The organism is Amycolatopsis aidingensis (genome assembly GCF_018885265.1).
In the GTDB taxonomy this organism is placed as follows: Bacteria; Actinomycetota; Actinomycetes; order Mycobacteriales; family Pseudonocardiaceae; genus Amycolatopsis; species Amycolatopsis aidingensis.
Map to the genome: position 1 here is coordinate 456492 of NZ_CP076538.1, position 12733 is coordinate 469224.

3 protein-coding genes are annotated in these 12733 nt (G+C 65.3%); 2 read left to right on the top strand and 1 reads right to left on the bottom strand.

The window, feature by feature from the left end:
- The first annotated feature begins 6 nt into the window (after window positions 1-6).
- A complete protein-coding gene (locus tag KOI47_RS02290; RefSeq protein ID WP_216213419.1) occupies window positions 7-1221 on the top strand; it encodes a hypothetical protein in 1215 nt (404 codons plus the stop codon).
- Window positions 1222-1276: 55 nt separating this feature from the next.
- On the opposite strand, the gene KOI47_RS02295 is transcribed toward KOI47_RS02290, so the two are convergent.
- Entirely contained in the window at window positions 1277-3187 is a 1911-nt protein-coding gene (locus tag KOI47_RS02295) for a tachylectin-related carbohydrate-binding protein (RefSeq protein ID WP_216213422.1), read from the bottom strand.
- Window positions 3188-3591: 404 nt separating this feature from the next.
- On the opposite strand from KOI47_RS02295, the gene KOI47_RS02300 reads away from it, so the two are divergent.
- A complete protein-coding gene (locus tag KOI47_RS02300) occupies window positions 3592-12675 on the top strand; it encodes a LamG-like jellyroll fold domain-containing protein (protein WP_216213425.1) in 9084 nt (3027 codons plus the stop codon).
- Window positions 12676-12733: the final 58 nt, after the last annotated feature.

Consider the following 12733-nt stretch of genomic DNA (forward strand, 5'->3'; position numbering starts at 1 on the left):
AGTGGGATGAAATTCGTGACGTTGAAAGAACGTGTCCTTCGCCGTTGTTTTGTCTACTCATCCCTGATCGTTGTCGGCTTCATCAACCTGATCTCGTCGGCAAGTTTCAGCAGGGATGCCCACGAGCAGGCTTTCGGCGACGCCATCAACTACTTCAAGATGTCGCAGGAGACGTTCGCGCAGGTCGACAACCCTTTCGCGCTGCGAATACTGACTCCCTGGCTGGTGAATATCATCCATGGGGTATCCGGTCTTGATCTCGATTATGCCTGGATACTATTCACCTTTACGGTGACGAATATTGCGATATTAGTTTTCTTCGAGCTGCTGTGGAGCCACTTCCGCTTAAGTCTTTTCACTAGTACGACGTTCGCTCTTGTTCTCGCGTTCACCTTCAGCTACACGATCTACAACTACGGGAACGTCTGGCTTGTCGACCCGTTGAACAACCTGCTGTATGCGATCGCCATCTACTTCCTGTTCAAGCGACGCTTGTGGCAGTTCCTGCTGATTGTCGTCATCGGCTCGATCAACAAGGAGACCACACTCCTGCTTGCCCCGCTGTATCCGTTGCTGGTGTGGATCCGGTCTGGATCGCTGCGCGCACGGAGCGTGCTCTACAGCGCATTGGGCGTGGTGATCGCCGCGGCCCTCTACTTCCTCTTCCGGATTTGGGCACAGGCGCAGATCGGTGGTGACGAGGGCTACCAGGCACTGTCCGGTCAGAACGGGACCAGTGTCCTCGAGAACATCCTGTTCGCGCTCAATATTCGCAAGGGGAACGAGCAACTCTTGTTGTTCGGGGTTTTCGACTTCATGTGGTTGATTGCCGCTTACGGTCTGTACCGTCTCTATCGGCAAAGCGGGGTGCGCAGCGAGTTGTTCGTGGTCAATGTGTTTATTTTTCTCACCTGTCTGCTTGGCCGGGTTTTCGCGACCGATACTCAGCGGGTCTTTGTCATGATCGCGCCCGTGCTACTGGCCGCGGCCGCGTTGCTGTTCGATCACTTCCGGAACGAGGCCGATCGTCTCTTGATCGGGTTTCTGGTGTTTTTGTACGTCGCGCTCAACCTCAGGTGGGTCACCGAGGACGCGGCCATCATCGTCAATGTGGTGGCGCTGGGGGTGTTCGTGGCCATGTTGAAGCCACAGCGGGGTTTACCTGGATGGCAAGCACCGAAGGACCCACCAGCCTGGTTGAACCAGCCGGGTTCCCGGTAACCGTCCGTCCTGGGCCCAGCGACCATGCTCACCGGGCCCAGGACGGGGTGGCGTGCTACTTCTCGAAGCGTGGCTTCGAAGCGGGACCGCCCAGGTAGCCGGTCCGTGCTGCGGTATCCGCAGTGCTGCGTGAGCCGATCTGCGGAGTAACGGACTCGAATGCGTACACCGTGCCGTCCGAGTCACGGTAGGTGAACGCGACGCTACCGCTGGCCCGGTCAATGGAAGCCGGATCGGTCGCCGAAGGATAGGAGGCACCCGTTCGGCTGTCCCGGAGCCGTTGCCAGTCGCGGTAGGCGTTGCTGCCCGGATTCAGCTGTTCGGTGACGTAGACGTAGCCGTCTGCGGCCCTGGCGGCCACCTGGACCAGCCCGTTCCCGGTGACGCTCGCCGCGGGCGTGCCGGTGGCGGTGAGCCCGGGGATCTCCGTCCAGGTGCCGGGGAAGCTGCCATCGGCCTCCTCCACCTGGAACTTGATCCGCCCTTCCTCGTCCTTGGCGAAGATGTGCAGCCTGTCGCCGTTGAGTGCTGTGGCCGCCCTGCCGGTGAACCGGTCTCCGTAGAGCACCTCCCAGCCGGTTCCCCAGTCGCCGTCGACATTCGAGATGGTCTGGTACCGGCCGTCCCGCTTCAGCAAGGTGAGCCGGTAGCTGTCCGGGTCGGACTGGGAGATCGTCGGCGCCACCGAAGCGAAGCTGCCGCAGCCGCCGTGCAGCCACCAGGGCATGAACTTCATGCCGTCCGCGTACTGGTCGGTCTCCCACAGGCAACCCTGCGGATCCACGACGAATGCCCGCAGCTGATCGTCGTGCCGGGGTACGTAGGCAACCGGGCTGGAGGTCCAGCCACCCATACTGACCGTCTCAGGCCAATTGTTCGCCCCGTCGGGGAAGGCTCCACCCCGTGTTACCCCGTCCTGTCCGAGTGCGGCCGCCATGATGCTTCCGTCCTGCCGGACGGCGGCGGTAGGGATGTCCGTGGACCGCTCACCGGGAATGAGGTGAAAGTCGATGATGGTGATGTCGTCGGTGTTGCGCTGCTCGCCGTGGACGAACCTGCCGTAGCTGTCCACGTAGAAGTGGTGCAGTCGGCCGTCCTCCCCTTCCACGATCGCGTTCGGTGCGGTGTCCCGAAGTGGAACCGTCACGGGTTCCGGAAGTGGCTCGTTTAGGAGTTCGCAGGCATTCGACGTGGCCGTCATGTGCCAGTCTGGTGGAATGCTGCCGACCGTCTTGGGGCCTTCGGCCCACTCGCCATCGCCGAGGTAGCGATACCAGAGCATGTCATGACTGTCGCGGTCCACGGCGTAGATGACGTCTGCTCCGGCGGAGGTAATAGAACTGAATCGTTGCCAGCCGCCATTGCCGACCTTGTTGTCACGCTCAATCCACCGTTGGCTTTCGGCATGATATTGGTGACGGTACAGGTCGCCGTTGCTGGTGCGGGTGTACAGTACCCCGTTGCCGCCTGCGGTAATCATGTCGAACCGACCCCAATTGAAGGCCAGTGTTCTTTCTGACCATTCCTCGGAGTTCTCGTCGTAGCGGTACCAGCGTAGCGTGTTGTCGGATAGAATTACATAAAAGTCGCCGATCGAGTCGACGGTAATCTTGTTTCGGTAGCCTGGATCGGTCCATCCGGTTTTTATGGTGATTGAGACGCCGCCGTTATCCCACTTGTTCTGTAGTCGGCGGAACTTGTGTACTTCGCCTTCGGGTGTGATGGCATAGACGAGGCCGTCCGGACCGGCGACCGCGCCACCGTCCCAGCCGAAGCCGACACCTTTTCGTCCTGTCCATGAGCGTGCGCCGGTCTCCGGCTCCTTGTGGCGGTCTATGTCCAATCCGGTGTCCGGCTTTTGGTAGAAGATCGCAACATTGTCCTGGCACTGGATGGACTCCTGGGCCACCGCAGCCGGGCCCGGTGCGGCCACAAGGGCAGCTGAAGTCACGGCCAGTAGTGGCACCGCGAGTAGTTTTCTGCCAAATGGGCGTGACGTGAATCTCATATAGTGCGATTTCCTCACTGTGTCGGTCAGTTATGAGGAGGCGAGTGCGCCGTCCCCCATGCGCGGGCCGAACGGCTCAAGTGCACGGAGCGCCCGCTGATCGCTGGATCGAATATTGTTCTCGAGTGTTACATGATCGAGAAAATTTGCGCTGAACGGCCCAGGGCACTCGTACCGGTCGATGGGCTGATCAGTCGTATTTTCTTGTTTTCCGACGATGTGTCCGGCAGGATCTCAGGGGCGCGTTCACTGGGTAGACGCGCATATATCAGGGGTGGATCAGGCCGACCTTCACGGAAGGTTCTTTTGTCATGTCTTCGTTACGGGGAACTCGCGCGCGCCGACCGCGACACACGCGAAACGTGGTGCTGCTGGGGCTGGTCTTCGCGCTGGTAGCGGGCCTGATCGGACCGGCGGTCCGGTACATCGGCCCGCGGCCGGACGCGGAGGAGCGCTTGGAGGCCGCCATCGAGCAGTCCCCGGACCAGGAATGGGGTTCCGCGGCCACTCCGCCTGCGGAGGAGGCGGAGAGCGAGCCCAACCGGGCCTCGCCGCGCTCACTGCAGTCGAAGTACCCCGAGATCAAGGGTGGGGGCACGGCCCAGCGCGGCAACGACGTCCGGGTCGAGCAGCGCCCGGAGTCGGTGCGCGGCTTCGACGAGGACACCAGTCGCGAGTTGCCCGCCCTGCGAACCGAGCATGAACGCACCTACCGCAACGAGGACGGCACCTACACCACCGAGTTCGGCAGGGAGGCCCTGAACTACCGGGACGAGGGCGGCGACTACCAGCCGATCGACCCGACCCTGACCCCGCTGCCGGGCGGGCGCGGCTGGCGGAACGGCGGCGACAACGTGCGGCTGGAGTTCGCCCGTTCGGCGGACGCGCCGACACTGGCCACCGCGCGACTGGACCAGCGGCACGAGTTCGGGTTCGCGCTCGCCGGGGCCTCGGGTGCCACCGGTGAGGTCGATGGCGCGACGGTGACCTACCGCGGCGTGCGGCAGCACGCGGACCTACGTATCGACTCCCTTGCCGGAGGGTTCAAGGAGACCATCGTCCTCTCCTCCCCGGAGGCCCCGCACACCTGGACCTTCCCGTTACGCCTCAACGGACTGACACCGTCCGTTGCGGACAACACCGTGGTGCTGAAGGACTCGGACGGCAGGGAACGGGCCCGGATCCCGGCCGGGTTCATGACCGACGCCAAACGGGACCCGCAGACCGGGGACTTCACCACTTCACACGGCGTGACCTACCGGCTCGTCGAGCACGGCGGGCAGCCCGCGCTGCGGGTCGAGCTGGACTCGGCCTGGCTGCGGGACCCGGCCCGGCAGTACCCGGTGGAGGTGGATCCCAGCCTGGACACCTCCCAGGCGAACCACAGCATGTACGTGCAGAACGGCAACCGGTTCGACGGTGGCACCCAGCTGAAGATCGGCACCACCGGCAGCCTGCGCACCGCGAGTTACCTGGCCTTCGACGGGATCCAGGACCGACTGCGCAATCACAAGATCTTCGGGGTTCAGCTCGGCCTGACCAACATGTGGTCCTGGTCCTGCCGGCCCCGGCCGGTGACCGTGCACGCCGTGACCTCCCCGTGGGGCAGCAGTGGTGGCTATCCCGGTCCCTCAGTCGGGCCGGCACTGGCGCGCGAGTCCTTCGCCCGTGGTTACATCGGCCTGCACCAGCATGCCTCGAGCTGTCCCACCGCCACCGAGGTCATCAACCTCGGTCATGGGGGCAGGGACCTGGTGCAACGCTGGGTGACCGGCGCCCAGCCGAACTACGGCCTCTCGGTGCGTGCCTCGGCGACCGACCGGTTCGGCTGGAAGAAGTTCGCCGGGCATCGCACGGCCAACCCGCCGCGGCTGTTCGTCACGCACAGCGCCTACGACGCGCAGTATCGGGTGGATCGCGGCGTGCCGGAGCCGCCGGTCACCAGGACCCAGGGCGGCAAGGTCAAGATCACTGTGACCAACCGTGGGGCGCACACCTGGACCAAGGGGGACTTCGCACTCGGCTACCGGGCGTTCACCGCCAAGGGCAGGCCGGTCGAATCGACCGAGGCCGCGTCCCTTCCGCATGACGTCCCACGCGGCGGCTCGGTCACCATGGAAGCGTTCATCAAGCCGTTGGATCCCGGCGACTACCTGCTGGACTTCAGCATGCTGCGGCGCGGAGGGCCGTGGTTCACCGACGAGCAGATCCCGCCGACCCGGCTGGTGATGACCGTCTTCGATGTGCCACCCATCGTGAAGGCCCAGTACCCGCCGAACGGTTACTCGGCGCCGACGCTCACCCCGCAGCTGTGGGTGGACGCGGTGGACGTGGACGCGCCGGTGGATACCGACCTGCAGTACCGCTTCGAGATCTGCAGCGACTACGAGAAGCAACCGGACGGCTCGCTGCGCGGAATCTCCTGTACGGACTCCGGCTACGTGGACAAGCGCACCTGGACCGTGCCAGAGGGCGCGCTGCGGTGGAGCGAGGACTACCAGTGGCGTGCGTTCGCCTACGACGGGAACTCGGAGAGCCAGAAGCTGCCACCGAGCCACATCCTCACCGCGGTGCCCCAGCCGGAGATCACCGCGCACCTCGCCAACGCGCCGTACAGCGGAGCCAAGAAGGACTTCGACCCGCAGACCGGGAACTATTTCTCCAGCGCCATCGACGCCTCGGTGTCCACCACCGGGCCCGAGCTGACCGTGGCGCGCACCTACAACAGCCTGGACCCGCGGAAGAAGCTGCTGTTCGGCGCGGGCTGGTCGACCCGCTACGACATGCGAGTCTATCCGGACGAGGACGGCTCGGGCAATGTCGTGGTGACCTATCCGGACGGTCAGCAGGTCCGGTTCGGCCGCAACCATGACGGCACCTTCTCGGCACCACCGGGAAGGCAGGTGGACTTCCACGCCAAGCTTCCCGAGGAGGGCGGCGGCTGGGTCATGGTCGACAAGAAGTCGACCCGCTACGAGTTCCGCTACGACGGTGTGCTGATGACGGTGCGGGACAAGGCGGGCCACATGGTCGAACTCGCCTACAACCCGCTGGACAAGCTGCGCCGGGCGATCAGCAGGACCAGTGACCGGGTGCTGTACTTCGACTGGTCCGGGGACCACATCTCCTCGGTCAAGACCGATCCGGTCAACGGCAAGCAGCTCACCTGGAACTACAGCTACGAGGGCGACAAGCTCACCAAGGTCTGTGACCCGCTGGGCGGCTGTACCAACTACGAGTACACCAACGGTTCGCACTACCGCAGTTCGGTGCTCGACTCCAGACCCGCGTCCTACTGGCGGCTCGGCGAGGCCGAGGGCAGCACCGCGGACAGCCAGGTCGGCGTCAAGCTGGGTGAGGACGACGGGACGTACGAGAACGTCACCCTCGGCAGGCCGGGAGCCCTCGCCGACTCAGCCGACACCGCTGTCGAGTTCGACGGCAGCTCCTCGGTGGTCACCGTGCCGGACGGCACCGTGCGCAAGAACCGCGACCTGTCCATCGAGCTCTGGTTCAAGACCACCGAGGGCGGCCCGCTGTTCGGATACCAGCGTGCGCCGATCGACGAGACCTCGACCGGCGCGGCGCCCGCCCTGTACGTCGGCAACGACGGCAAGCTGCGCGGGCAGTTCCCGCACGGCAAGGTCGAACCGATCACCTCGGCCGAGCCGGTGAACGACGACCAGTGGCATCACGTGGTGCTCTCCGGATCGTTGGCCACCCAGACGATGTACCTGGACGGGCGGAAGGTCGGAACCGTCCAGGGCGAGATCGACCACAGCGGCCTGGTGCACAACCAGATCGGCGCGGCCTATACGGTGCCGCCCTCGGCGTGGCCGCAGTGGGGAAGCGAGCCGCGGCGGCACTTCTCCGGGTTGATCGACGAGGTGGCCTTCTACGAGTATCCACTCGGTGCCACTGCGGCCCGCGCGCATTTCAAAGCCCGTACCAGCGCGGACTATCTCACCAAGATCACCCTCCCCAGTGGACGAGTCGCGGCCGAGATGTCCTATGACACCGAGGCCGACCGGTTGCGGGAGTACACCGATCGCAACGGTGGCCACTGGGAGCTCGGCAGGCCGCGGGTTACCGGTACCGAGAACAACCTGGTGCGCACCACCACGGTCACCGATCCCGGCGGACGGAAGCACGTCTACGACTACGACCCGATGCGCGGACGCATCCTCCGCTACATCGCGCCGCTCGGGCTGGGGCTGCGGCCGGAGGACCGGCGGGGCGAGGACGATCTACCCGCCCCACCGGAGATCCCCGGTTGTGACGACCTGCCACCGCCCACCGACGACGGCGATCCACAGCACTGCGGCGGACCGAGCAACGGTGGCAGCGACTGGGTCGGCGGGCCGGTGCTCGGGCAGGGAGTGCGTACCTACGACTACGACGAGGAGGGTTTCCAGACCACCATCGGCGACGAGCTCGGCAACGAGGTCGTGCTGACCAACGACCAGCGGGGCAACGTGCTGTCCCGCACGACCTGCCGGGTGCGGCCGGACAACTGCCAGACCACCTACTACGAGTACTACGTCAACGCGAACGACGTCACCGACCCGCGTAACGACAAGCTGCTCGCGGTGCGGGACCCCCGGTCCAGCGGCCCAGATGACGACACGTACGCCACCAAGCACAGCTACACCGGCACCGGGGTAAGAGGCCTGCTGCGGAGCACCACCACCCCCGACGGGGCAGTGGTACGGCACACCTACACCACCCGAAACGACGCCGCGGTCGATGGCGGTAGCACTCCCGAAGGGCTGCTGGCCACCACGACCGACGAGCGGGGCGGGGTCACCAGCTACCGGTACTACAGCAACGGTGACCTGGCCAGTGTGCAAAACCCGGCCGGGCTGCGCACCGCCTACACCTACGACGCGCTGGGCCGGAAGATCACCGAGACCCAGTACAGCGCGGCCTACCCGGACGGTCTCACCACGAAGTTCGAGTACGACGAGCTGTCCAGGCCCACCTCGGTGACCGCGCCCCCGGTGACCGACGCGGTCACCGGGGAGACGCACACCGGGCAGACCGTGACCTCCTATGACGCGGACGGGAACGAGACCCGGGTCGAAACCCGCGACCTCACCGGCGGTGACCCGAGCCGCGTCACGATGCAAGGCTACGACGAGCACGGCCGGGTCAACGAGGTCACCGATGCCGAGGGCGGCAAGACGTTCTACGGCTACGACGGCTTCGGCAACCGCATCTGGAAGGTCGATCCGAACGGCAACAAGTACGAGTACGGCTACACCGCGCGCAACGCGATCGCCGAGGTGCGGCTGCGCGGCTGGCACGGCGAGCCGCTCGACCCGGGCGAAGGCGACGGCGGCGATGGTGCGGGCAATGCCGAGGCCGGGGAAAGCCTGGTGCTGGCGTCCTTCGGTTATGACCTCGCGGGCCGCAAGGTCAGGGAAACGGACGCGATGGGGCGGACGTTGCGCTACCACCACTACGAGGACGACAAGGTCCGGAAGGTGGTCGCGAAGAAGGTCAACGACCCGTTCGACCCGGAAGCCCCGATCAGGGACATCACGCTCAGCGAGTTCAGCTACGACGCGGCAGGTCACCTCACCCGGGAGACCAACGCCACCGGGCTGGTGACCGAGTACGAGTACGACAAGCTCGGCAGGCGGATCGCCCAGATCCAGGATCCGGGAGGCCTCGCACACCGCAGCGAGCTGACCTACGCCCCCGGCGGGGACGTGACGAAGGTGGTGCACAGCGGGCAGAGCTCCAACAGCACGCGCCTGGATCGTGGGCGGGTCGAGGTCACCGAGTACGGCTACGACCAGGCGGGCCGGACCACGAGTAAGACCGTCCACAATGGCTCACAGAAGCTGGTCACCGCACACACCTACGACGAGCGTGGGCTGCGTACCTCCAGCACCGACCCGCGCGGCCACACCACCGACTTCGGGTACGACAGTGTGGGCCAGCTGACCACGGTCACCCAGCCGACCGTCGCGGTGGAGACCGGCGGGGGTGAGCCGGAACAGGTCCGGCCGCGGACGGTGACCGGCTACAACACCTTCGGCGAGGCGACCGCACAGCGGGACGAGAACGGTCACGTCAGCGCGGTGGAATACGACCGGCTCGGCCGGGCGGTGGAAGTCTCCTCGCCGGAGTACCGCAAGCCCGGCGCGGACACCGCCGCGCAGGCCGTGACCCGCACGGAGTACGACGCCGCGGGCAACCCGATCAAGGTCACCGATCCGCGCGGGGCGGTGACCCGGTACCGGTACGACCAGCTCGGCCGGATGGTCGAGCGGACCGACCCAAGGGCCGACGCGGGCGAGGAGCCCGGCGGGGTGTGGCGCTACACCTACACGCACACCGGCGAGCCGCTCTCGGTGACCGACCCGACCGGCGCGCGCACCGAGGCGACCTATGACGATCTCGGTCGCCAGGTCACCGCGACGGAGCTGGAGCGCTGGCCGGAGGCCGCCGCGTACACCACGCGGATGCACTACGACGATGCCGGGAACCTGACCAGCGTGGTGTCGCCGACCGGGGCGACCACCCGGCACGAGTACGACATCCTCGGCCAGCGAACCAAGAGCACCGATCCGGCCGGGGTGGTGACCCAGTACGGGTACGACCTCGCGGGCGAGCAGGTGCGGGTCTCCGACGAGCTCGGCCGGACCACCTACCGTTCCTTCGATCAGGCCGGGCGCAACACCGGGGTGTACCAGCTGGACGCGGCCGAGCGGGTGTTGCGCAAGACCTCGTTCGGGTACGACAAGGCCGGCAACCGGGTTTCGGTGACCGATCCGTATGCCCGGGTCGCGGAGTTCGAGTACGACAGCCACAACCGGCTGGTGCGCCAGGAGGAGCTGGTCTCCGGCGCGGAGAAGATCGTCACCAGCTTCGGCTACGACCCGGCCGGGAACCCGACCCGCAGTACGGACGGTCGTGGCAATGACACCGTGCAGACCTACAACTCGCTGGGTCTGCCGGAGTCGGTGATCGAACCGGCCACCGAGGCCCATCCGGCCGCCGCGGACCGGACCTGGACCGTGGGTTACGACCTGGCGGGCAACCCGGTCACCGAGCAGGCGCCCGGCGGCGTCACCAGGCAGCGCAGCTATGACGCCCTCGGCAGGCTGGTCCAGGAGACCGGTACCGGTGCGCAGGAGCCCACCGCCGAGCGGACCCAGCGGTTCGACGCGGCGGGGCGACTGCTCGCGGTGAGTGCCCCCGGTGGGGAGAAGACCTTCGACTACAACGACCGCGGCGCGCTGCTGACCAGCGAGGGGCCGGTGTCGGGCAAGACGGAGTACAGCTACGACGCCGCAGGCAGGCTGACCCAGCGGGTCGACGCGGCCGGGACCTCGGTGTTCACCTACAACCAGGGGCGGCTGGCCGGTGCCACCGACGGGATCACCGGTGTCACGCAAGGCTATTCGTATGACGACGCCGGTGCGCTGGCGGCCGTGGACTACGGCGGTGGCCGGGTCCGGGAGTACGGCTACGACGCCTTCGGCAGGCGGATCTCGGACACCCTGCGGGGTTCCGGCGGTTCGGTGCTGGCTTCGATCGAGTACGGCTACGACCTGAACGACCGGATCACCTCGAAGAAGACAGCCGGAACGGCCGGGGCCGCGGAGAACACCTACGGCTACGACCACGCGGGCCGGATGACCTCGTGGACCCGCGACGGAACCACCACGGGCTACGAGTGGGACGCCTCCGGCAACCGGATCAGTGCCGGGGACCGGACGGCCACCTTCGACGAGCGCAACCGGCAGCTCACCGACGGCGACACGACTCTCACCTGGACCGCCCGCGGCACGCTCGCGTCGCGGGGTGAGGTCGAGTACGGGTTCGACGCCTTCGACCGCGCGGTGCGCCGGGGCCAGGTCAGCTACAAGTATGACGGCCTGGACCGGATGTCGGCGCGCAACGGTCAGTCCTTCGGTTACGACGGCACGAGCCTGAACCTGGTCTCGACCGGCACGTCGGTCTTCGCTCGTGGCGCGGACGGTGGCTTGCTGGCACAATCGGCGGGCGGTTCCGGGCAACTGGCCATCACCGACCAGCACCAGGACGTGGTGGCGGGCCTCGATCCCGCGAGTGACGAACTGGCAGGCTCGGCTGCCTACGGCCCGTTCGGCCGACCGCTGGCCGCGGAGAGTGTTTCGTCCGCGCTGGGTTACCAGTCGGACTATACCGACCCGGCCTCCGGCGAGGTGGACATGGGCGCCCGCTGGTACACGCCGGGCACGGGCACGTTCACCGCGCGGGACAGCATCGACCTGCCCAACACCCCGTCGAACGCGGCCAACCGATATGGCTACGCCCTCGGCTCGCCCACCAACCACACCGACCCGGACGGCCATCTACCGGATAACTGGTGTCTGTGCCCACCATCCAGAGGATGGCCCAGCTGGGTTTCCAACTTGTTCGAGCGAGCATTTGGTGATGGCTCGAACAGTGCCGGTCAAAACTCTGGTGCGGGAAATGGGCGAGGAAACAGCCGTGGACCAGGTCCGGGTTCGGGGTCAGGTAATAGCGGTGGCCGTCCCAGTGCAGGAAGCGGTGGTGCGCCGTCTCCTCCGCCGCCTCCGCCAGGAATCAAAGCTCGCAAGTACGCCCGATACGCGGCCCAGAACACGCCGATTCCGATCCCCCAGACCGCCAATAGTCATCACTATGGCGATTCCTCGCGCCCTCCGGTATCGTCCAATCCCAGCGTTCCTGCCCGCCGCGTAGCAGGTAAAGATATTGTTGACCAGAACCCGCAGATCCAGAAGCTTATACAGTCAGCTACTGGCAATGATCCGGTAGTTAAAACTGTGGAGCGTCGAGTTGGTTCTGAATTGAAAAATGCAAGCTTTGGATGTGTCCCAGTCACCGGCGACATTTACCAATGTCCGCAGCCCACGTTGGTTCAACAGCAGGAGCCGACTGGGTCCATTCATGATGTGCTAGATGTGGCGGGTTTTCATCCGGTCTATGGTGCTGCTGCTGACATTGGAAGCTCTGTTCTGTACATGTTTGAGGGAGACTTCTGGTCGGCATTAGGTTCTGCTGGTGCTGCACTTCCCTTGCTGGGAGACTTGGCGGCCGGTGGTAAGCTCGCGAAGCGTCTCGCTAACACCGGGGCTGACGCCAACGTTTTGGCTGGAAAATTCGAAGGCGATAAACTCAAAGAGTTTAGACGTCAACTGAAGCAGTATGGCAAGGCTGGAGTCCGTGAGATTGACGGTGGAAAGATCCGGTTTTATGGGCGAGTTACGCCGGCGAAGACTTCGGGAAAGATGATTGGTATGCGGAAGGTTAGAGAATGGGATCCCGTGCACGGAAGATACAGGACGTGGATGGAAACGCTGGATCAGAATGGAGTAATACGGCAGGTTCGTCCTCAATTTGACGGGAAAGGGAAGACGCACTACAAATTTGACGAGCATGGAAACTACGAGGGCTACTGGTGACTCCTCCTTTGCCTCCTTCGAGGGCAGAAGTTCGTAGTAAGATGATGGGCTTAATAAA